Below are 23960 nucleotides of genomic sequence, written 5' to 3'. Positions count from 1 at the left end.
AAGCTTTTTTCATACTCCTATTCATGATATACTAGGTCAGTATTTTATAAATATGAAGGAGATTTTCATGGCTAAAAAAGGTGCCTTAACAGGTTTGCTCCTGTTTGGAATATTTTTTGGTGCGGGGAACTTGATTTTTCCGCCTTCTCTAGGTGCTCTATCTGGAGAACATTTTCTTCCTGCCATCGCAGGTTTTGTCTTTTCAGGTGTCGGTATCGCCGTCTTGACTCTGATTATTGGAACGTTAAATCCTAAAGGATATATCTACGAGATTTCAACAAAGATAGCGCCTTGGTTTGCGACTCTTTACCTCTCAGTTCTTTACTTGTCAATTGGCCCATTCTTTGCTATCCCACGTACTGCTACAACAGCTTACGAAGTAGGGATTAGCCCCCTTTTGTCGGATGCAAATAAAGGACTTGGCTTGATTGTATTTACGGTTCTGTATTTTGCGGCAGCCTATTTGATTTCGCTTAATCCATCAAAAATCTTAGACCGTATCGGCCGTATTTTAACACCAGTTTTTGCGATTTTGATTGTTATCTTGGTTGTTCTGGGAGCTTTCAAATACGGTGGAACAAGTCCTCAAGCTGCGTCAGCCGCTTATCAAGCTTCTGCCTTTGGTACAGGTTTCCTAGAAGGTTACAATACCTTGGACGCCCTTGCTTCAGTTGCCTTTAGCGTAATCGCAGTTCAAACCTTGAAACAACTTGGATTTTCAAGCAAGAAAGAATACATTTCAACTATTTGGGTTGTTGGTATCGTTGTTGCCCTTGCCTTTAGTGCTCTTTATATCGGTTTAGGTTTCCTTGGAAATCATTTCCCAGTACCAGCTGAAGCGATGAAAGGTGGAACACCTGGTGTTTACATCTTGTCACAAGCTACTCAAGAAATATTTGGCTCAACAGCTCAACTCTTCCTTGCAGCTATGGTTACTGTAACCTGCTTCACAACAACAGTTGGTCTGATTGTGTCAACAGCTGAGTTCTTTAATGAGCGCTTCCCACAAATCAGCTACAAGGTTTATGCGACAGCCTTTACCTTGATTGGATTTGCCATTGCTAATTTGGGCCTTGATGCGATTATTAAGTACTCCATTCCAGTATTGGTTATCTTGTACCCAATCACCATTGCCATCGTTATGATTGTCATTGTCAACAAATTTGTGGCTCTTTCAAAACCAGGTATGCAGTTGACAATTGCTGTTGTTACAGCTATTGCCATTGCAAGCGTACTAGGAAGCTCGTTTAAAGTTGAGTTTCTTGCAAACCTTGTCAACGCTCTTCCATTTGCTAAGGCATCTCTCCCATGGTTGGTACCAGCCATCGTCGGAATCTTGCTTTCATTGGTTCTACCAAACAAGCAAGAGAGCGATGTTTTTGAAATGGAATAATCACTAATACTCTTCGAAAATCTCTTCAAACCGCGTCAACGTCGCCTTGTCCTACTCAAGTACAGCCTGCGGCTAGTTTCCTAGTTTGCTCTTTGATTTTCATTGAGTATAAAATCACTTTTGTAGCTAAGTCTACAGGGGTGATTTTCTTTTTTTATCCGATGATAAATGTGTTATAATAGGTAGCAAAAGAGGTGAAGAAATGAATCAAACAGTAGAATATATCAAAGAACTGACAGCCATCGCATCGCCAACAGGATTTACTCGTGAGATTGCGGACTATTTAGTCAAGACTCTGGAAGGTTTCGGTTACCAGCCGGTTCGCACAGCCAAGGGCGGTGTCAATGTGACTATCAAAGGTCAAAATGATGAGCAACAACGCTATGTGACTGCCCATGTGGATACGCTGGGTGCCATTGTCCGTGCTGTCAAACCAGACGGCCGTCTCAAATTGGACCGTATCGGTGGCTTCCCTTGGAACATGATCGAAGGAGAAAACTGTATCGTTCATGTGGCTAGCACAGGTGAAAAAGTATCAGGCACCATCCTCATCCACCAAACTTCTTGCCATGTCTACAAGGATGCAGGAACTGCAGAACGTACCCAGGACAATATGGAAGTGCGTTTGGACGCCAAAGTAACCAATGAAAAAGAAACTCGTGCCTTGGGGATTGAGGTCGGTGATTTTATCAGTTTTGATCCACGAACTGTCGTGACAGAGACAGGTTTTATCAAGTCTCGTCATTTGGATGACAAGGTCAGCGCAGCGATTTTGCTTAACCTGCTTCGTATTTATATGGAAGAGAAGATTGAGTTGCCCGTAACAACCCATTTTGCCTTTTCAGTCTTTGAAGAAGTGGGGCATGGTGCTAATTCTAATATTCCTGCTCAAGTAGTCGAATATCTGGCTGTGGATATGGGAGCTATGGGGGATGATCAGCAAACAGATGAGTACACAGTGTCCATCTGTGTCAAGGATGCTTCAGGTCCTTATCACTATGACTTCCGTCAACATTTGGTGACCTTGGCTAAAAACCAAGATATTCCATTCAAGCTGGATATCTATCCATTTTATGGTTCGGACGCTTCAGCGGCTATGTCTGCAGGGGCTGAGGTCAAGCATGCCCTTCTTGGTGCGGGTATCGAATCTAGTCACTCATATGAACGTACTCATATTGACTCGGTAGTCGCAACAGAGCGTATGGTTGATGCTTATCTTAAGAGCGCATTGGTAGACTAATATGTGCCTGATTTGTCAGAGAATTGACCTCATCAAGAAGGGAGAAAATCCTTACTTTGTCAAAGAGTTGGAAACAGGCTATGTGGTCATTGGAGATCACCAGTATTTTGCAGGCTATAGTCTTTTTCTAGCCAAGGAACACGTCACCGAATTGCACCATTTGAAAAAGGAAACAAGACTCCGTTTTCTCGAAGAAATGAGTCTAGTCCAAGAGGCAGTTGCCAAGGCATTTGCTGCTGAGAAAATGAATATCGAACTGCTAGGAAATGGCGATGCCCATCTTCATTGGCATCTGTTTCCATGACGGACAGGTGATATGAATGGCCACGGTCTTAAAGGTCGTGGGCCAGTTTGGTGGGTTCCTTTTGAAGAAATGACAGCAGAAACCTGCCAAGTAAAACCGGATGAGATTGAAAGATTAGTCAAATGTTTATCGTCAGAAGTAGATAAACTATTAGAAATAAAGGAGTAGAGATGAAAAAAAGATACCTAGTTTTGACAGCCTTGCTAGCCTTGAGTCTAGCAGCTTGTTCACAAGAAAAATCAAAAAATGAAGATGGAGCAGCTAAGACAGAACAAACAGCCAAAGCTGATGGAACAGTCGGAAGTAAGTCTCAAGGAGCTGCTCAGAAAAAAGCAGAAGTGGTTAACAAAGGAGACTATTACAGCATTCAAGGGAAATACGATGAAATCATCGTAGCCAATAAACACTATCCATTGTCGAAAGACTACAATCCAGGGGAAAATCCAACAGCCAAGGCAGAGTTGGTCAAGCTCATCAAAGCCATGCAAGAGGCAGGTTTCCCAATCAGCGATCATTACAGTGGCTTTAGAAGTTATGAAACTCAGACCAAGCTCTATCAAGATTATGTCAATCAAGATGGGAAAGAAGCTGCTGACCGTTATTCTGCCCGTCCTGGCTATAGCGAGCACCAAACTGGCTTGGCCTTTGATGTGATTGGGACAAATGGTGATTTGGTGACAGAAGAAAAAGCGGCCCAATGGCTCTTGGATCATGCAGCTGATTATGGTTTTGTTGTCCGTTATCTCAAAGGTAAGGAAAAGGAAACAGGCTATATGGCTGAGGAATGGCACCTGCGTTATGTAGGAAAAGAAGCAAAAGAAATTGCTGAGAGTGGTCTCAGTTTGGAAGAATACTATGGCTTTGAAGGCGGAGATTACGTCGATTAAAAAATAAACTTTTCTCTTGCAATTCCAGATAAATAGTGTATAATAGATGGGTATGTGAAAAGCATACTTGTGGGAGGTAAAAATCTCTAATTACCGCCAAAACCACAAAGGAGGATTTAAAAATGGCTAAAAAAGTCGAAAAACTTGTAAAATTGCAAATCCCTGCTGGTAAAGCTACACCAGCTCCACCGGTTGGACCTGCTCTTGGTCAAGCTGGTATCAACATCATGGGATTCACAAAAGAGTTCAACGCTCGTACAGCTGACCAAGCTGGTATGATCATTCCAGTTGTTATCTCAGTTTACGAAGATAAATCATTTACTTTCATCACTAAAACACCACCAGCTGCTGTTCTTTTGAAAAAAGCTGCAGGTGTTGAAAAAGGATCAGGTACACCTAACAAAACTAAAGTTGCTACAGTTACTCGTGCGCAAGTACAAGAAATTGCAGAAACTAAGATGCCAGATTTGAACGCAGCAAACGTAGAGTCTGCAATGCGTATGATCGAAGGTACTGCTCGTTCTATGGGATTCACTGTTGTTGACTAATCAATAACACCCCAATATAACCCGCAAGACTTCATCATTTCGAGAAGTGACGTGGGAGATGAAAATCGATTGAACCACTTACAAGGAGAATAGAAAATGGCTAAAAAAAGCAAACAACTTCGTGCTGCTCTTGAGAAAATCGACAGCACAAAAGCATACAGCGTAGAAGAAGCTGTAGCACTTGCAAAAGAAACTAACTTTGCAAAATTTGACGCAACTGTAGAAGTTGCTTACAACTTGAACATCGACGTTAAAAAAGCTGACCAACAAATCCGTGGAGCAATGGTATTGCCAAACGGTACTGGTAAAACTTCACGCGTTCTTGTTTTCGCACGTGGTGCAAAAGCTGAAGAAGCAAAAGCTGCTGGTGCAGACTTTGTTGGTGAAGATGACCTTGTTGCTAAAATCAACGACGGTTGGTTGGACTTCGACGTAGTTATCGCTACACCTGATATGATGGCTCTTGTTGGACGTCTTGGACGTGTCCTTGGACCACGTAACTTGATGCCAAACCCTAAAACTGGTACTGTAACAATGGATGTTGCTAAAGCAGTTGAAGAGTCTAAAGGTGGAAAAATCACTTACCGTGCTGACCGTGCAGGTAACGTTCAAGCAATCATCGGTAAAGTATCATTTGAAGCTGAAAAATTGGTTGAAAACTTCAAAGCTTTCAACGAAACAATTCAAAAAGCAAAACCAGCTACAGCTAAAGGAACTTATGTAACAAACTTGACTATCACAACTACTCAAGGTGTTGGTATCAAAGTTGACGTAAACTCACTTTAATCAGTAGTTAAAGTAATGTAAAAAAGTTGAAGACGCTATGTCTCAACTTTTTTTGATTTCAAAATATCTTCTTGTAAGGTAATACTCAATGAAAATCAAAGAGCAAACTAGGAAGCTAGCCGCAGGCTGTACTTGAGTACGGCAAGGTGAAGCTGACGTGGTTTGAAGAGATTTTCGAAGAGTATAAATTTAAGTTACTGCTGTTATTCTTAGGGTCACGTGTTTCAATACAATACTCTTTAAGAGTATTTAAATTGGTTTTATACTAAAGCATTGATCATCGTTAATGAAAAATAGAAAAATCTCTAATAAAATTAAAAAACACTCATTCAAACTCAATAATTATCAGTTATAATACTTGAATGCTATAAATTTAAATGTTATAATCAGTTAAAGTGTTTACAATCATATAGCAATCTTTTTTAAGATGTTCTTCTCTTAATATTACTAAAAAATTTAAGGGGGGGGCTTTTTATTTGCCCTAATGCTTTAAATCAACACGAATAAAATAAATCAAGGAGGTTGAATCTCATGAAGAGAGGTCAACAAGATTTTAGAACTGAAAGATACCTTCGATATGGTATTCGTAAGTATAGTTTTGGGGCAGCATCAGTGGCAATTGCGGCTGGTTTGATGTTTCTTGGAGCTGGTGCGGTATCAGCAACAGAAGTAGAAGGAGTTAATGAACTATCTTCAACAGCTACTCCAACACCGACCATAGGCGATGAGGGTGCTAATCAAGGTGCTAACTCATCTAAATCCACTACTTATGACGCAAAACCAGTCCTAACTAGGGACGGCGGTGAAGATACTGCCTCATCCCAAGCTAGCGATGAGAATACCGAAGCAGCGGCAACTAGCTCTTCTACAGAAACAGTTGCAGATAAGACGGAACTACAATCGAAAATTTTGACCTTACGTACTGCAATCCAGTCGGCTACTAAGGGGACAGACAGTCTAGCTCTTGACTTTGCTAATCAAACATTGACAAGTGCGCAAGCAGTTTTAGAAGCTAAAACAAGTCAAGAAGAGGTCGCTCAGCAAGTTCAAGCCCTAACAAATGCTATTACTGTAATCGCAGAGGCGTCTAGTCAAGCACAAGCTAATCAAGTCGATACAGCAGAAACAAATCAATCATCTGAAAAAGTAGAGTTAGAAAAGCGAGTGTCAGAGGCGGATGTAACCAATCGTTTAGCAAATAGTTTTTTGGAAAAAGAAGCAAATGATTCAAGTCTTTCTGAAGATGTCAAGAGTGCTATTAGAGCTGCCATAGCCAGCAATGCTGCTAAAATTACAGAAGCAAAGGCTGCTTTAGCAAATGGTGATGCGAGTGCCCAAGCCCTTAACCAATCGATGGCAGAACTGAAGTCATCTATTGAAGCTGTCTATGTTACTCTCCGTAAAACAGGCAAAGAAGAATTTTCTGTTTCCTTGGCTGATACGCCTCCTGCCGGTGGTGTAATTGCACAACCAAATGCCAAAGATTATATATCCATTCCGCAGGGGGATGGCACTTATAAGATAGTTTCAACAGCTATAACAGAAGCCTCTGCAACAGGTAAGGATATCTATACCTTTGGTGCAACTGCCGCTACAAGAGGAGATGTCTCAACGGATAGAATCAGTGGAGATATTACGACTCTGGAAGCAGTCGTGTACTCTCACCAACGGACAGGTACCGACACGAATCCTGGCAACTCAGGTCAAGGAAATAATAATAAAGGTCGAATGGATTTTCCTCTAACCAAGGAACAAGCAGAAGCCTTGGCTGCAGAAGCTCCCCTCTGGAAAGGAAAACTCCGTGCAGATGGGTCAACAATTTCAACAGGTAATAATGTAGTTTTTGGTGCAGGAGGAGGATATGAATACCTTGCAACCCACATCTATCACTATGTCTATGAACAAGGTACTGACCGTGTTTATATCGAAAAAATCAAGGGACGATTTAGTGTGACAGAGAAAGCAGCCAAAGCTGGCTGGGAGGTTTCAAAGGTAGAGCCGACAAACTTACCAACAGGTTTAACCTATAATGCAGCTACAGATACTATTCAGGGGAAGATTGTGACAGATGGTCTGGCAAATGGGGTATATGATACGCGGATGTATGTGACCTATACCAATAAACAGACCAATGCTACTGTACGTGCAGTGTACCGAAATCTTCGTGGGGGTTGGATTGGTTGGCAAGATACAACTCCACCAAACATTGGAACCAATGGAGAGGTCTTTGAAGGAAAGGTTGGTAAAAGTAGCTTTACCAATGAACAAGGTCACTCTACAAATAGTATTGATATCCACTACTCAGATACTTCAGGTTCTCGTGCTATGTCTGGCGGTGCTAATGTTAGCTATACGCTAGCAGATGGGACGAATGTTACAGTCCGTAATCAATACGGACCAAGTACTACAGGAATCTCGGGTAATATTGTGACAGCTACTGGAACAGCTCGTGCCGTGGATACAGAGATTCCGGGATTGACCTATGCACTAGATGGTAGTAAACCCTTAACTAGTCCTGACGGTGTGACTACGGGTTATACAGGGAAGGCCTTGATTAGTGGGACTCCAACGGAAGCTGGTATTTATTATGTTACAGCCTATGCTAAGGACTGGAACCAGCCAACAGGTGCAAATGGTTGGACAACCCAGGGGCAAGAAACCCATGCAGGTATCACAGTTAAGGTAGCACCGAAAATTGATGTCCTCAACATTGCTGCATATGGAACAGAAGTCCCAGTGACTATCTCTAAAGGAGCTACCTATGCCAAGGTAACCATGCCTGATGGAAGTGTCACAGCACTTGAAAATAGAGAAGGCAAGTGGTATGTTGCCGCGGAGGGAACTACAAATACAGCAGTGACAGCTGGTGAATTAGTCGGAACAGTTGGTGAACAATTTAAATTAAAAGTTACAAGTGAAATGACAGCAACAGCTGGTGTAAATAAGATATCTGTTTATGCTAAAACAGAAGCTGTTACAGCATCCTTGATGCGTTCATCTGTCACACTCCAAGATAATGATAACTCGTCACATGTTGCAACCTTGAATAAAACAAGTGGACGTTGGGAACTACCAGCTGAATATGCGACTGTTAGAACCGATCACAGAGATGGTACTTATGATGTAACGAATAGAGAAGTTTACACCTCTGTGCAAGCGGATGGCTCTATCAAGTTCTATATTTATGCCTATAACCGTAGTTATGATGCTACAGGAAAGGTTACAGCAGTTAATGATGTGACTCGTAAAGAAACAGTTTATGCGAGAGAAAATACCTTAGCTACAAGAGTTGGGAATGGAACCTATGTAACAGTTTCTTACGATAAAGCTACGAACACATGGTCGTCATCGGATCAGTCAGTAGTGACAGCTAGAAAGACAGATGCTGATCATTGGGAAGTATCTACTTCATCAGGATTTTCTGGTGTGGTTAAGGCTACTACAGCAGAATCAACGGACGAAGCTACGATTATCAATAGAAAACCAACTGTTACTTCGACTTCTTATACAACTAAGATGAATACAACTGTAGACTTAGTAGATCGCAGTTTGGACGGAGTAAGTACGGTAACAACTAATGCTCATGTGACAGTAGCTGATGCAGAAGATGACTCACTTCCATCTACAAGTGATGCTGAGAAAACTTTCAAGACTAGTCACAATACCAAGATAACAACTATTACAGTAACTGATCCAAATGGTGGGGTGGTTGCATCTTACACAAAGACTGGTGATGCTCATAATTACCCAGATGCAACAAGCTTAAAATTGACAGAAGTTGGTGTTTATACGGTTACAGTAGATGTTATGGATAGTAATACTAACCTAGTTGATGAGACAAACGTTGGTGAGACAACAGCAGGGACAGATCATGGTGCAAACACATCCACGGCAAGAACAGTCTACACTATTACTGTTACTCCTCTGGATATAGAGGGTCAACCTACGAAATCATTGGCTATTCAAGGACGTCCACAATCAGGTAACCCAACATTTGAGTTTAAAACAGATACCGAAACTGAGACTGAGAAAGAGACAGAGATTGATCAGGGAACAAAACTCTATAGCCTTGAAGGAGCGATAGATGGCTCTGTAACGGCTACAAAAGATGGTAAGACAATAGGTACTTACAAGATTGATAAAGATACAGGATTGGTCACTTTCACTCCTGAAAAAGACTTTACAGGGGAAGCACCAGCAGTTACAGTACGTTTGACAGTAACATTTGCTAATGATACTACTGGCAACCCACTCACTGCAACTGCGACAGCTACCTACACCCCAACAGTTATTCCAGTAACTCCAAGCTCTGAAGCTTCTAAGACAACTGGGCCGCAAGGACAAGCCCAGACTTCAGTTATTAAGTATGACACTGCAGATACAGACGCTAGCACTGTGAACTTTACTAAAGGTAGTGCTCTGGTTGAAACTGTTGAGAAGTCTGTCGATCTAGATAAAGGAACGGTAACGCTTCTTGATGCCAATGGAGCAGAAACTACAACTGTCACAGTGGCCAATCAAGGTACCTATAGTCTAAACAAAGACACCAACACCATCACCTTCCAACCTCTTTCAAGTTTCGTAGGAAAGGCAACTCCAGTAACAGTTCAAGTGAAGGATGACAACGGAACAGCGACAACAACGACTTACACTCCAACGGTAACAGCTGTGACCATGACATCTGAAGATGCTACATCGACTGGTATTCAAGGGGCTACTCAAAGTGGAACTCCAACCTTTAAGACTTCAGACAAGAGTGTAACAGTTGTGAAGCACCAGTTGATTTCTCCAGAAACAAATCAAGCAACGGATAGTGTGACAATTCCAGGTGAGGGGACGTACACAATTGAACCAACAACAGGTCTTGTGACCTTCGTACCAGATCCATCATACAAAGAGAAGGGGACAGGTGTTACTGTTCAAGCAACGGACTCAAATGGTGAAACTTCAACCGCTACCTACACTCCGACAGTTACTCCAGTTTCTCTAACGTCGACTAATGTGACATCGAAAGACATTCAAGGGGCAGAACAAGAAGGAACTCCAACCTTTGCCTTGTCAAATGGAGCAGAAGCAACAACGACTATCACAGGCTATAAGCTTGTGGATCCAACTACAGGCCAAGCGACAGATGAAACATCTGTAGTTGTTCAATCAGTTGGTAAGTATACAATTGATTCAACGACAGGTAAAGTAACCTTCCAACCAGATGGTGCGTATAAGGGGACACCAGATGCCATCAAAGTTGAAGCAACTGCGACTGTTAAAAATGCCAAGAATGAAACTGCAAGCATTACGAAAGAAGCTACCTACACCCCAACAGTTATTCCAGTAACACCAAGCTCTGAAGCTTCAGAGACAACTGGACCGCAAGGACAAGCCCAGACTTCAGTTATTAAGTATGACACTGCAGATACAGACGCTAGCACTGTGAACTTTACTAAAGGTAGTGCTATGGTTGAAACTGTTGAGAAGTCTGTCGAGCTAGATAAGGGAACGGTAACGCTTCTTGATGCCGATGGAGCAGAAACTACAACTGTCACAGTGGCAAATCAAGGTACCTACAGTCTAAACAAAGACACCAACACCATCACCTTCCAACCTCTTTCAAGTTTCGTAGGAAAGGCAACTCCAGTAACAGTTCAAGTGAAGGATGCCAACGGAACAATTACAACAACGACTTACACTCCAACGGTAACAGCTGTAACTCCAACAGGTGCTTCATCGGTTACTGAAGGAGCTCGTGGAACTATTCAAACATCTCCTGTAGTATTTGATACGCCAGATCAAGATAATACAACAGTAAACTTTAATAAAGGTCATGAAAAAGTTGAACTTGATAAGTCTACTCTAACATTAGTTGATAAAACTGGTAAAGAAGTGAAAGAAGTTGTAGTTCCAGGAGAAGGAACATATGTACTCAAGGATGGAGTCGTTGAATTTACACCAGAAAAAGATTTTGTAGGGAAAACTTCTGGAGTAACAGTTCAAGTGAAAGACGTCAATGGTAAGGTAGTTTCTGAAACTTATACTCCAACTGTGCGTCCTGTAACGGAGTTTAAAGATACAGATGGGAATGTTGTTTCAGGAAGTACTACAGAAGATGGCAAAGTTGATAAGAAGGACTTCCCAGGTTATAGATTTGTTGAAACTAAAGTTGATAACAAGGGTAATACAACTCATATCTATGAAAAAGTAACAACAACATTCAAGGATAAGGAAGGCAATCTTATTACTGTTGATAAAGACAACAACCCTGTGAAATCAACGGAAAAAGGAGAAATCCCAGCTAAAACGATCCCAGGTTATAAATTTGTAGAGACTAAGAAACTTCCAAACGGAGATATCGAACACATCTACGAAAAAGTAACAACAACATTCAAGGATAAGGAAGGCAATCTTATTACTGTTGATAAAGACAACAACCCTGTGAAATCAACAGAAGAAGGAGAAACTCCGGCTAAAACGATTCCAGGTTATAAATTCGTAGAGACTAAGAAACTGTCAAATGGAGATACTGTTCATGTTTATGAAAAAGTAACACCACCAGCTCCTCAACCAAATCCAGGTAAGCAAAATACAACTACTTGGACTGATGAGAATGGAAATCCATTGAAACCAACTGAGCCAGGTTCTAAAGAACCGGGAACAATTCCAGGTTACGAATATGTGAAGACTGTGACAGGTTCAAATGGAAATATCAGACATATCTTCCACAAAGTTGAGATGCCAACTCCAACACCGGTTGAACCGACTCAACCAGCACAACCGGTAGAGCCAGCAACACCAGCAATACCTGAACAGCCAGCTAAACCTCAAATGCCAGCAACACCTAAATATGTTGATGGTCAAAAAGAATTACCAAATACTGGTACAGAAGCTAACGCTAGTCTTGCAGCACTTGGACTTCTTGGAGTATTGAGTGGATTTGGACTTCTTGCTCGCAAGAAAAAAGAAGACTAATCTTTCTAATGGGTATAATTTGTTTGCAATGAACAGATTGTCCTTAATGAGGATAGGCAAAAACTTCATTTCAGGATAAAATGAAGCCACAATAAAACGCATAGTATCAAGTTTTCAAGACCTGATATTATGCGTTTTTTAATTTTAAAGACTTTTTCAGTCTTACTTATTGTATAGTGAAATGAGATAAAAAATGGATAAATTGATTGGGGGATTTAAACCAACTTATAACAATGTTTTAGAAAACTCGGCGGACTATTCCAGATTCAATCAACTATAATGTTAAAAGTTCTTGTACCTGTAGAAGTTCCAGAATCTCGTCATTTTGAGTCTAAAAAGAGAATGGTTTCCATGCCTTGATTGCTGCTCTCTCCAAACGTGAGCTTGTGCATGAGTCGAACGTTGGGGAGCTCCTTGATATGTTAGAGGATTGGGAGTTTTAAAAAATCCTTGTTTATGCTTTTTATATGCCATTGATTTACAGTAAATAAAAAGACTGAGAGCTTACTTCTCAGTCTTGGATATGTTGAAAGAGGTGGTCGAGTTGGTTTAGGTAGTCGGTGCGTGAATTGATAATTTTCAGGATATGGACTTCTTTTTCATGAATGAGGTAAAAGAGTAGGTATTGTTTAGAGACAATCATTCTGAGCATATTTTCTGGATAGAGGGAGTATCCGATTTTTTGGTCAAAGTTAATACCGCCCTCTGGTGAGAAGGTGAGTAGGTTGATAATTTGTTGGAGACGAGTGAAGACTTTCTTGGCTATGTTTTCACTGAAGTCTGTGGAGTAGTAGATGAAAATAGCGTCCAAGTCTTGTCTGGCTTGTTCTGTAAAGCGTACTTTATAGTCCATACTTTGAAAAGACCTCGTCTGCGTCGTAGAGACGCTCCTCGATGATGTCTTGGTAGCCTTTATCTAGTTCTGCCTTGAGTTCGCCTAGGAAGATTTCTGCTTTGAGTTGGTCGGCTGTTTTAATTGGGAGACCTTTTTCAAGGACGATTTGTTCTACAAAGAGGTTGAGGGCATCTGAAAGGCTGATGTTTTGGCTTTCTAGGATGGTTTTTGCTTCTTCAAATAGTTGAGTATTGACGCGGAAGTTATAAACTCGGTCTCGTGTAAGTCTTGACATGGCATTTCCCCTTGTAATGATATTGTATTACACATATCTTACAAAAAAAGATAGAGAAAGTCAAGGGATGTTTTAGTAGGGAAGGGTGGAAGGTTGGTAATTTAAACTATTAAACAGAATTTTTGATTAAAAGTAGTATTTTAAGAGAAAAATTTTCAATTTCACAAATTTTAGGCAAACGCTTGCATTCTAGTTTTTATTGGACTATAATAGGTTGGTATAAAGCCTTTTGTAATAATAAAATGTTGAAGGTTTAGAAAGTAAGGATTTAGAATATTTGTAGTCAAAAGACAATGTTGCAATTCCTTACCATAGGGAGATAGATATGGCAATGATAGAAGTGGAACATCTTCAGAAAAATTTTGTGAAGACAGTTAAGGAACCGGGCTTGAAGGGGGCTTTGCGCTCCTTTATTCATCCTGAAAAGCAGACCTTTGAAGCGGTCAAAGATTTGACCTTTGAGGTTCCCAAGGGGCAGATTTTAGGCTTCATCGGGGCAAATGGTGCTGGGAAGTCGACAACCATTAAAATGCTGACTGGGATTTTGAAACCGACATCTGGTTTTTGTCGGATTAACGGCAAGATTCCTCAGGATAATCGTCAAGATTACGTCAAAGATATTGGGGTTGTTTTTGGACAACGTACCCAGCTATGGTGGGATTTGGCTCTGCAAGAGACCTACACGGTTTTAAAGGAGATTTACGACGTGCCAGACTCGCTCTTTCATAAGCGCATGGATTTTTTGAATGAAGTCTTGGATTTGAAGGACTTTATCAAGGATCCCGTACGAACTCTTTCATTGGGACAACGGATGCGAGCGGATATAGCGGCTTCCTTGCTTCACAATCCCAAGGTTCTCTTTTTAGATGAACCGACTATTGGTTTGGATGTTTCGGTCAAGGACAACATTCGTCGGGCCATTACTCAGATCAATCAAGAGGAAGAAACAACCATTCTCTTGACCACTCACGACTTGAGCGACATTGAGCAACTCTGTGATCGGATTTTTATGATTGATAAGGGGCAGGAGATTTTTGATGGAACGGTGAGCCAACTCAAGGAGACCTTTGGTAAGATGAAGACGCTCTCCTTTGACCTAGTGCCAGGTCAAAGTCATCTCGTCTCTCACTATGAAGGCTTGCCTGATATGACCGTTGATAGACAAGGAAACAGTCTCAACATTGAATTCGATAGTTCTCGCTACCAATCAGCTGATATTATCAAGCAAACCTTATCTGATTTTGAAGTCCGTGATTTGAAGATGGTGGATACGGATATTGAGGATATTATCCGTCGCTTCTATCGAAAGGAGCTCTAAGATGGTCAAATTGTGGAGACGTTATAAACCCTTTATCAATGCAGGTGTTCAGGAGTTGATTACTTACCGAGTCAACTTTATTCTCTATCGGATTGGCGATGTCATGGGGGCTTTTGTGGCTTTTTATCTCTGGAAGGCTGTCTTTGATTCCTCTCAGGAGTCTTTAATTCAGGGCTTCAGTATGGCGGATATCACCCTCTACATCATCATGAGTTTTGTGACCAATCTTCTGACTAGATCCGATAGCTCTTTTATGATTGGGGAGGAGGTCAAGGATGGTTCCATTATCATGCGCTTGTTGCGACCAGTGCATTTTGCGGCTTCTTATCTTTTCACAGAACTTGGTTCCAAGTGGTTGATTTTTATTAGCGTTGGCCTTCCATTTTTAAGTGTCATTGTCTTGATGAAAATCTTATCTGGGCAAGGGATTGCAGAGGTGCTGGGATTAACTGTCCTTTATCTTTTTAGCTTAACGCTGGCCTATCTGATTAACTTTTTCTTTAATATTTGCTTTGGATTTTCAGCCTTTGTATTTAAAAATCTTTGGGGTTCCAACCTACTTAAGACTTCCATAGTGGCCTTTATGTCTGGAAGTTTGATTCCCTTGGCTTTCTTTCCAAAGGTTGTTTCAGATATTCTGTCCTTCCTGCCTTTTTCATCCTTGATCTACACTCCGGTCATGATTATTGTTGGGAAATACGATGCCAGTCAGATGATTCAGGCGCTCCTTTTGCAGTTTTTCTGGCTCTTAGTGATGGTGGGCTTGTCTCAGTTGATTTGGAAACGAGTCCAGTCATTTATCACCATTCAAGGAGGTTAGTATGAAAAAATATCAACGCATGCATCTGATTTTTATTAGACAATACATCAAGCAAATTATGGAGTACAAGGTGGATTTTGTGGTTGGTGTGCTGGGAGTTTTTTTGACTCAAGGCTTGAATCTCTTGTTTCTCAATGTCATCTTTCAACACATCCCATCCCTAGAAGGTTGGACTTTTCAAGAAATTGCCTTTATCTATGGTTTTTCTTTGATTCCCAAGGGTTTGGACCATCTCTTTTTTGACAATCTTTGGGCTCTGGGACAGCGCTTAGTGCGAAAAGGTGAGTTTGACAAGTATCTGACTCGTCCTATTAATCCCCTCTTTCATATTCTAGTTGAGACCTTTCAGATTGATGCCTTGGGAGAACTCTTGGTCGGTGGAATTTTACTAGCGACAACAGTATCAAGCATTGATTGGACTCTTCCAAAATTCCTGCTTTTCCTAGTTTGTATTCCTTTTGCGACCTTGATTTATACTTCCTTGAAAATCGCGACAGCTAGTATCGCTTTTTGGACCAAGCAGTCAGGCGCCATGATCTACATTTTCTATATGTTTAATGATTTTGCCAAGTATCCCATTTCAATTTATAATTCATTTCTTCGTTGGTTAATCAGTTTTATTGTACCTTTTGCCTTTACGGCATACTATCCTGCTAGCTATTTCTTGCAGGACAAGGATGTACTCTTTAACATTGGAGGTTTGATTTTGATTTCCCTTGTCTTTTTTGGTATTTCCCTTAAACTCTGGGACAGGGGCTTGGATTCTTACGAAAGTGCTGGGTCCTAAGATGAAGAAACTCAAAGCCTTGTCTCAGGACAGGCTTTTTCTAATAGAGATGAAAATTCCTTGACATCTATTCTCAGAGTGCTATACTGTAAGTGTAATAGCCGATTTAGCTCAGTTGGTAGAGCAAGGCACTCGTAAAGCCTAGGTCACAGGTTCGATCCCTGCAATCGGCAAAGTGAAGAAGTCTCATCAGGCTTCTTTTTCTTTTTAAAGAAAATCAGACCACTTAGACCGGTATAGAGACCAGATAGGCAAACGAACTTGTTCTTGAAACTGACCTCTGCTATAATAATTTTTGTAAGGGACGTGAGTATTCATACTCTTCGAAAATCTCTTCAAACAAAGTCAGCTTCACCTTGCCGTTTATATGTGACTGACTTCGTCAGTTCTATCCACAACCTCAAAGCAGTGCTTTTAGCAACCTGCGGCTAGCTTCCTAGTTTGTTTTTTGATTTTCATTGAGTATTAGTTGCTAGAGCAAGGCACTCGTAAAGCCTAGGTCACAGGTGAACATATGACTGAAGATTTGAAAAAATAGATATGTATAAATAACCGTTAAGCCTTATTCTTAGCGGTTATTTATATTGTTTAATAGCGCTGATATTTCATCAATGATGTTTGACTTTGTGATTTTGGTAGTGGTTCAATTTGATTGCTACTATTTTTGATGGTATGAATGTGCTTATAATGTATCCCCGTTAAGTACGAAACTTTTGCATCATTTATTAACATGCGTTAAAAATAAAATTAACCTGCCTTAATTTTTCTTGACTTAAATTTTTTAAATGATATACTATTTTTATGGAGAGCTAACAATTATATATAAATGTACTACTCTATTTCCTAGATAATACTTAGTAAAACTTTTTATAACAAAGGCTAGCAAAGTTAAAGTTTACTATCTATTGGAATTTAAATAAATATGTAAGGAATTAAAATGAAAAAAAGTACAGTATTGTCATTAACCACAGCTGCAGTTATTTTAGCAGCATATGTCCCTAATGAGGTAGTTTTAGCAGACACATCTAGCTCTGAAGATGCTTTAAATATCTCTGATACAGAAAAAGTAGTAGTAGATAAGGAAGCAGAAAATAAAGAAAAACATGAAAATATTCATAATGCTATAGAAACTTCAAAAGATACTGAAGAGAAGAAAACAACGGTTATTGAGGAAAAAGAAGTTGTTAGTAAAGAATCTGTGATAGATAACAAAACTAGCAATGAAGAAGAAAAAATCAAAGAAGATTCCAATCAATCCAAAGAAGATAAAGCGGACTCGTCTGCAATTAAAGACCCAGAAAGTCCCAAAAAAGAGGATAAACTTGTCTATATTGCTGAATTTAAAGATAAAGAATCTGGAGAAAAAGCAATCAAGGAATTATCCAATCTTAAGGATACAAACGTTTTATATACCTATAATACGATTTTTAATGGTGTTTCAATAGAAACAACTCCAGATAATCTGGACAAAATTAAACTAATAGAAGGTATCTCATCGGTTGAACGATCACAAAAAGTCCAGCCAATGATGAATCATGCTAGGAAGGAAATTGGAGTTGAAGAGGCAATTGATTACCTAAAATCTATCAATGCTCCATTTGGTAAAAATTTTGATGGTAGAGGTATGGTTATTTCAAATATCGATACCGGGACAGATTATAGGCATAAGGCCATGAGGATTGATGATGATGCTAAAGACTCAATGAGATTTAAAAAAGAAGACTTAAAAGGTACTGATAAAAATTTCTGGTTGAGTGATAAGATTCCTCATGCTTTCAATTATTATAATGGTGGTAAAATTACTGTAGAAAAAGCTGATGATGGGAGCGATTATTTTGATCCACATGGGATGCATATTGCAGGGATTCTTGCGGGAAATGATACTGAAAAAGATATTAAAAACTTTAACGGAATAGATGGAATTGCTCCTAATGCACAGATCTTCTCTTATAAAATGTACTCTGACGCAGGATCTGGCTTCGCAGGAGATGAAACAATGTTTCATGCTATTGAAGATTCCATTAAACACAATGTCGATGTTGTTTCGGTATCATCTGGTTTTACAGGAACAGGTCTTGTAGGTGAGAAATATTGGCAAGCTATTAGAGCATTAAGAAAAGCAGGCATTCCAATGGTTGTAGCTACAGGTAACTATGCGACTTCTGCTTCAAGTTCTTCATGGGATTTAGTGGCAAATAATAATCTGAAAATGACAGATACTGGAAATGTAACGCGAACTGCAGCACATGAAGATGCGATAGCGGTCGCTTCTGCTAAAAATCAGACAGTTGAGTTTGATAAAGTTAAGATTGGAGGAAAAAGTTTTAAATACAGAAATATAGGAGCCTTTTTCGATAAGAATAAAATCACAACAAATGAAGATGGTTCAAAAGCTCCTGATAAATTGAAATTTGTATATATAGGCAAAGGCCAAGACCAAGAGTTGATAGGTTTGGATCTTAGAGGCAAAATTGCAGTAATGGATCGAATTTATACCAAGGATTTAAAAGATGCTTTTAAAAGAGCAACGAATAAGGGAGCACGCGCCATTATGGTTGTAAATACTGTCAATTACTACAATAGAGATAATTGGACAGAACTTCCAGCTATGGGATATGAAGCGGATGAAGGTACTAAAAGTCAAGTGTTTTCAATTTCAGGAGATGATGGTGTAAAGCTATGGAACATGATTAATCCTGATAAAAAAACTGAGATTAAAAGGAATAATAAAGAAGATTTTAAAGATAAATTGGAGCAATACTATCCAATTGATATGGAAAGTTTTAATTCCAACAAACCGAATGTAGGTGACGAAAAAGAGATTGACTTTAAGTTTGCACCTGACACAGACAAAGAACTCTATAAAGAAGATGTCATCGTTCCAGCAGGATCCACATCTTGGGGGCCAAGAATAGATTTACTTTTAAAACCCGATGTTTCAGCACCTGGTAAAAACATTAAATCTACTCTCAATGTCATTAATGGGAAATCAACTTATGGCTATATGTCAGGAACTAGTATGGCAACTCCAATCGTAGCAGCTTCTACTGTTTTGATTAGACCGAAGTTAAAGGAAATGCTTGAAAGACCTGTATTGAAAAATCTTGAGGGAGATGACAAAATAGACCTTACAAGTCTTACAAAAATTGCTTTACAAAATACTGCGCGACCTATGATGGACGCAACGTCTTGGAAAGAAAAAAGCCAATACTTTGCATCACCTAGACAACAGGGAGCAGGGCTAATTAATGTGGCCAATGCTTTGAGAAATGAAGTTGTAGCGACTTTTAAAAACAAGGATTCTAAAGGTTTGGTAAACTCTTATGGTTCTATTTCTCTTAAAGAAATAAAAGGAGAAGAAAAATATTTTAAAATTAAGCTTCACAATACATCAAACAGACCTTTGACTTTTAAAGTTTCAGCATCAGCGATAACTACAGATTCTCTAACTGACAGATTAAAACTTGATGAAACATATAAAGATGAAAAATCTCCAGATGGTAAGCAAATTGTTCCAGAAATCCATCCAGAAAAAATCAAAGGAGCAAATATCACATTTGAGCATGATACTTTCACTATAGGCGCAAATTCTAGCTTTGATTTGAATGCGGTTATAAATGTTGGAGAGGCTAAAAACAAAAATAAATTTGTAGAATCATTTATTCATTTTGAGTCAGTGGAAGAAATGGAAGCTCTAAACTCTAACGGGAAGAAAATAAACTTCCAACCTTCTTTATCGATGCCTCTAATGGGCTTTGCTGGAAATTGGAATCACGAACCAATCCTTGATAAATGGGCTTGGGAAGAAGGATCAAAATCAAAAACAATGGGAGGTTATGATGATGATGGTAAACCGAAAATTCCAGGAACCTTAAATAAGGGAATTGGTGGAGAACATGGTATAGATAAATTTAATCCAGCAGGAGTTATACAAAATAGAAAAGATAAAAATAGAACATCCCTAGATCAAAATCCAGAATTATTTGCTTTCAATAACGAAGGGCTAAATGCATCATCAAGTGGTTCTAATATTGCTAACATTTATCCTTTAGATTCAAATGGAAATCCTCAAAAGGCTCAACTTGAAAGAGGATTAACACCTTCTCCACTTGTATTAAGAAGTGCAGAAGAAGGATTAATTTCAATAGTAAATACAAATAAAGAGGGAGAAAATCAAAGAGACTTAAAAGTCATTTCGAGAGAACACTTTATTAGAGGAATTTTAAATTCTAAAAGCAATGATGCAAAGGGAATCAAATCCTCTAAACTAAAAGTTTGGGGTGACTTGAAGTGGGATGGACTCATCTATAATCCTAGAGGTAGAGAAGAAAATGCACCAGAAAGTAAGGATAATCAAGATCCTGCTACTAAGATAAGAGGTCAATTTGAACCGATTGCGGAAGGTCAATATTTCTATAAATTTAAATATAGATTAACCAAGGATTACCCATGGCAGGTTTCTTATATACCAGTAAAAATTGATAATACAGCTCCAAAAATTATTTCAATTGATTTTTCTAATCCAGATAAAATTAAATTGATCGCAAAAGATACCTACCACAAGGTAAAGGATGAGTACAAACACGAAACCTTGTTTGCTAGAGATCAAAAAGAACATCCTGAAAAATTTGACGAGATTGCAAACGAAGTTTGGTATGCTGGCGCCGCTCTTGTTAATGAAGATGGAGAGGTTGAGAAAAATCTTGAAGTAACTTATGCAGGTGAGGGTCAAGGAAGAAACAGAAAACTTGACAAAGACGGAAATACTATTTATGAAATTAATGGTGCAGGAGATTTAAGAGGAAAAATCATTGAAGTCATTGCATTAGATGGCTCTAGTAATTTCACAAAGATTCATAGAATTAAATTTGCTGATCATGCTGATGAAAAGGGGATGATTTCTTATTACCTAGTAGATCCTGACAAAGATGCTTCTAAATATGAAAAACTTGGTGAAATTTCTGAAGATAAACTCAAAAATGCAAAGAGCTCAGAGGAAAATACCAATAATAATCAAGCTAAGGATGAAGATTCAAAACCAGATGAAGAAAGTTCAGTTGAGGGAGAAGCTAGCCTTGAAATAAATAAAACTATTTCAACAATTAGAAACTTTGAAAATAAAGACCTAAAGAAACTCATTAAAAAGAAATATAGGGAAGAAGAGGACTTTGTAAATGGTGGTACAAGAACAGTAGAACTTGATTATCGATATGACGATAAAGGAAATATAGCTGCCTATGACGATGGTAGCGCCTTAGAATATGAAACTGAAAAACTTGACGAAATCAAATCAAAAATTTATGGTGTTCTAAGCCCGTCTAAAGATGGACACTTTGAAATTCTTGGAAAGATACGTAATGTGTCTAAAAATGCCAAGGTATATTATGGAAATACCTATAAATATATAGAAATCAAAGCGACCAAGTATGATTCCAATTCAAAAACGATGACATTTGATTTATACGCTAATATTAATGATATTGTGGATGGATTAGCTTTTGCAGGAGATATGAGATTCTTTGTTACAGATGATGGTCAGAGAAAAGCTGAAACGAAGATTAGAATGCCTGAAAAAAATAGGGAAACTAAGACAGAATATCTCTATGCATCAAGTTATGGGAATATAATAGAATTAGGGGAAGGAGATCTTTCAAAGAACAAACCAAACAATTTAACTGAAATGGAATCTGGTAAAATCTATTCTGATTCAGAAAAACAACAATATCTATTAAAGGATAATATCATTCTGAGAAAAGGCTATGCACTAAAAGTGACTACCTATAATCCTGGAAAAACGGATATGTTAGAAGGAAATGGAGTCTATAGCAAGGAAGATATAGCAAAAATACAAAATTCCAATCCTAATCTAAGAGCCCTTTCAGAAAAAATAATTTATTCTGACAGTAGAAATGTTGAAGATGGAAGAAGTACTCAAGCTGTATTAATGTCGGCTTTGGACGGCTTTAACATTGTAAGGTATCAAGTGTTTAGATTTAAAATGAACGATAAAGGGGAGGCAATCGATAAAGATGGAAATCTTGTAACAGATCCTTCTAAACTTGTATTATTTGGTAAAGATGATAAAGAGTACACTGGAGAGGATAAGTCCAATGTAGAAGCTATAAAAGAAGATGGCTCTACGTTATTTATTGATGCAAAACCAGTAAACCTTTCAATGGACAAGAACTACTTTAATCCATCTAAATTTAATAAAATTTATGTACGAAATCCAGAGTTTTATTTAAGAGGTAAGATTTCTGATAAGGGTGGTTTTAACTGGGAATTGAGAGTTAATGAATCTGTTGTAGATAATTATTTAATCTACGGAGATTTACACATTGATAACACTAGAGATTTTAACGTTAAGCTTAATGTTAAAGACGGTGACATCATGGACTGGGGAATGAAAGACTATAAAGCAAACGGATTTCCAGATAAGGTAACAGATATGGATGGAAATGTTTATCTTCAAACTGGCTATAGCGATTTGAATGCGAAAGCGGTTGGAGTACACTATCAATTTTTATATGATAATGTTAAACCAGAAGTAAACATTGATCCTGAGGGAAATACTAGTATCGAATATGCTGATGGAAAATCTGTAGTCTTTAACATCAATGATAAAAGAGATAATGGATTCAATGGTGAGATTCAAGACAAACATATTTATGTAAATGGAAAAGAATATAAATCATTTGATGATATTAAACAACTAACAGATAAGACACTAAATATTAAGATTCTTGTAAAAGATTTCGCAAGAAATACAACCGTAAAAGAATTCATTTTAAACAAAGATACGGGAGAGGTAAGAGAACTAAAACCTCATAGGGTAACTGTGACCATTCAAAATGGAAAAGAAATGAGTTCAACGATAGTGTCGGAAGAAGATTTCATTTTACCTGTCTATGAGGGTGAATTAGAAAAAGGATATCAATTTGATGGCTGGGAAATTTCTGGTTTCGAAGGGAAAAAAGACGTTGGCTATGTTCTTAATCTATCAAAAGATACCCTTATAAAACCTGTATTTAAGAAAATAGAGGAGAAAAAGGAGGAGGAAAATAAACCTACTTTTGATGTATCGAAAAAGAAAGATAAGGTACAAGCAAATCATAGTCAATTAGATGAAAATTACAAAAAGGAGGATTTACAAAGAGAACATCATTCACAAAAACCTGATTCAACTAAGGATGTCAAATCTACAGTTTCTGTACAAGTAAATTATAGTCAATTAGATGAAAGTCAAAGATCTGATTCAACTAAGGATGTTACAGCTCCAGTTCCTGATAAAAATGATAAAAACTTTGAAAATAAGAAGGAAGTTTATCTTAATGAACCAGAGAATATAGCTAATAAACATACCAATATCGATAGTAAATCGGATACTAACAATTCTGATAGATTGCCAAAAACCGGAACAGTTAGAGAAGGTTTTACACCATTCATTGCTGGAATAATGTTTACCTTAGGTGCATTTCTTGGATTAAAGAAAAAAGATCAAGATTAAGACAAAAGCTATAGAAAAATGGTTTGTGTACTGAGATAGTATGATGATGAAACAGTTTTGTAAAAATAGCTATTTATAACTTAATTATTTAGTTTACTTTACTATTGATACTCTTTTTTGGATCTATTAATAGACTTAGTTTCGATAACTAATGAATTGATTGAAAGGGTTAGTATTGACAATATTGGTCATATTGATTAGAAAATAGAGTCTATCAAAATTTAAAGGCTAATAGAGGTGATGAGACAATTTCAAGGAATTAAGGCGTTTGGTTGCT

The 23960-nt window shown here is 38.5% G+C and carries 12 protein-coding genes, 1 tRNA gene and 1 pseudogene; 12 read left to right on the top strand and 2 right to left on the bottom strand.

Annotated features, from left to right (window positions below):
• Positions 1-67: 67 nt before the first annotated feature.
• The 7 genes and pseudogenes from brnQ to AC6I9F_RS07475 all read left to right on the top strand — a co-directional run bounded on the left by brnQ (position 68) and on the right by AC6I9F_RS07475 (position 12121).
• Positions 68-1393, top strand: coding sequence for a branched-chain amino acid transport system II carrier protein (brnQ, locus tag AC6I9F_RS07505; protein ID WP_001074581.1), 1326 nt, complete (start codon positions 68-70; stop codon positions 1391-1393).
• A gap of 202 nt (positions 1394-1595) precedes the next feature.
• On the top strand, positions 1596-2633 hold the full coding sequence (locus AC6I9F_RS07500) for a M42 family metallopeptidase (RefSeq protein ID WP_498021436.1): 1038 nt from the start codon (positions 1596-1598) through the stop codon (positions 2631-2633).
• Position 2634: 1 nt separating this feature from the next.
• Positions 2635-3105 (top strand): annotated as a pseudogene (locus AC6I9F_RS07495) (HIT family protein).
• Positions 3106-3107: 2 nt separating this feature from the next.
• Complete coding sequence (gene ldcB, locus AC6I9F_RS07490; protein WP_498021434.1) at positions 3108-3824, top strand: LD-carboxypeptidase LdcB/DacB; 717 nt, start codon at positions 3108-3110, stop codon at positions 3822-3824.
• A 122-nt stretch (positions 3825-3946) separates the two neighbouring features.
• A complete protein-coding gene (rplK, locus tag AC6I9F_RS07485; RefSeq protein WP_001085807.1) occupies positions 3947-4372 on the top strand; it encodes a 50S ribosomal protein L11 in 426 nt (141 codons plus the stop codon).
• 96 nt (positions 4373-4468) lie between these two features.
• Positions 4469-5158, top strand: a complete 690-nt coding sequence (rplA, locus tag AC6I9F_RS07480; protein WP_001085675.1) for a 50S ribosomal protein L1 — start codon at positions 4469-4471, stop codon at positions 5156-5158.
• A 531-nt stretch (positions 5159-5689) separates the two neighbouring features.
• Entirely contained in the window at positions 5690-12121 is a 6432-nt protein-coding gene (locus AC6I9F_RS07475) for a YSIRK-type signal peptide-containing protein (protein WP_498021421.1), read from the top strand.
• Between the two features lie 511 nt (positions 12122-12632).
• Here the strand turns inward: AC6I9F_RS07475 and AC6I9F_RS07470 are convergent.
• Both AC6I9F_RS07470 and relB read right to left on the bottom strand, forming a co-directional pair.
• Positions 12633-12974, bottom strand: a complete 342-nt coding sequence (locus AC6I9F_RS07470) for a type II toxin-antitoxin system RelE/ParE family toxin (RefSeq protein WP_498021419.1) — start codon at positions 12972-12974, stop codon at positions 12633-12635.
• Positions 12964-13251, bottom strand: coding sequence for a type II toxin-antitoxin system RelB/ParD family antitoxin (gene relB / locus AC6I9F_RS07465; RefSeq protein WP_498021418.1), 288 nt, complete (start codon positions 13249-13251; stop codon positions 12964-12966). Before relB ends, AC6I9F_RS07470 begins: the two co-directional genes overlap by 11 nt.
• A 325-nt stretch (positions 13252-13576) precedes the next feature.
• Here relB and AC6I9F_RS07460 point away from each other — a divergent pair, with 325 nt between their 5' ends.
• The 5 genes from AC6I9F_RS07460 (at position 13577) to AC6I9F_RS07440 (ending at position 23683) form a co-directional block, all read left to right on the top strand.
• The gene (locus AC6I9F_RS07460) at positions 13577-14569 is read left to right on the top strand and encodes an ABC transporter ATP-binding protein (RefSeq protein ID WP_498021417.1); all 993 of its coding nucleotides are present in this window, start codon (positions 13577-13579) and stop codon (positions 14567-14569) included.
• Position 14570: 1 nt separating this feature from the next.
• Positions 14571-15389 carry an ABC transporter permease gene (locus AC6I9F_RS07455; protein ID WP_164226854.1) on the top strand — a complete coding sequence of 273 codons (819 nt, stop codon included), beginning with the start codon at positions 14571-14573 and terminating at the stop codon, positions 15387-15389.
• A gap of 1 nt (position 15390) precedes the next feature.
• Positions 15391-16176, top strand: a complete 786-nt coding sequence (locus tag AC6I9F_RS07450; protein ID WP_498021414.1) for an ABC transporter permease — start codon at positions 15391-15393, stop codon at positions 16174-16176.
• Between the two features lie 100 nt (positions 16177-16276).
• Positions 16277-16349 (top strand) — tRNA-Thr (locus tag AC6I9F_RS07445).
• A gap of 764 nt (positions 16350-17113) precedes the next feature.
• Positions 17114-23683, top strand: a complete 6570-nt coding sequence (locus tag AC6I9F_RS07440; RefSeq protein ID WP_498021411.1) for a S8 family peptidase — start codon at positions 17114-17116, stop codon at positions 23681-23683.
• Positions 23684-23960 lie beyond the last annotated feature (277 nt).

Source organism: Streptococcus nakanonensis (genome assembly GCF_059738785.1).
The sequence above is the reverse complement of the archived record's forward strand: the minus strand, read 5'-3'. Positions and strand labels throughout refer to the sequence as shown.

Coding starts and splice junctions, on each gene's coding strand:
- brnQ (WP_001074581.1), top strand. CDS start 68: ATGGCTAAAAAAGGTGCCTTAACAGGTTTGCTCCTGTTTGGAATATTT.
- AC6I9F_RS07500 (WP_498021436.1), top strand. CDS start 1,596: ATGAATCAAACAGTAGAATATATCAAAGAACTGACAGCCATCGCATCG.
- ldcB (WP_498021434.1), top strand. CDS start 3,108: ATGAAAAAAAGATACCTAGTTTTGACAGCCTTGCTAGCCTTGAGTCTA.
- rplK (WP_001085807.1), top strand. CDS start 3,947: ATGGCTAAAAAAGTCGAAAAACTTGTAAAATTGCAAATCCCTGCTGGT.
- rplA (WP_001085675.1), top strand. CDS start 4,469: ATGGCTAAAAAAAGCAAACAACTTCGTGCTGCTCTTGAGAAAATCGAC.
- AC6I9F_RS07475 (WP_498021421.1), top strand. CDS start 5,690: ATGAAGAGAGGTCAACAAGATTTTAGAACTGAAAGATACCTTCGATAT.
- AC6I9F_RS07470 (WP_498021419.1), bottom strand. CDS start 12,974: ATGGACTATAAAGTACGCTTTACAGAACAAGCCAGACAAGACTTGGAC.
- relB (WP_498021418.1), bottom strand. CDS start 13,251: ATGTCAAGACTTACACGAGACCGAGTTTATAACTTCCGCGTCAATACT.
- AC6I9F_RS07460 (WP_498021417.1), top strand. CDS start 13,577: ATGGCAATGATAGAAGTGGAACATCTTCAGAAAAATTTTGTGAAGACA.
- AC6I9F_RS07455 (WP_164226854.1), top strand. CDS start 14,571: ATGGTCAAATTGTGGAGACGTTATAAACCCTTTATCAATGCAGGTGTT.
- AC6I9F_RS07450 (WP_498021414.1), top strand. CDS start 15,391: ATGAAAAAATATCAACGCATGCATCTGATTTTTATTAGACAATACATC.
- AC6I9F_RS07440 (WP_498021411.1), top strand. CDS start 17,114: ATGAAAAAAAGTACAGTATTGTCATTAACCACAGCTGCAGTTATTTTA.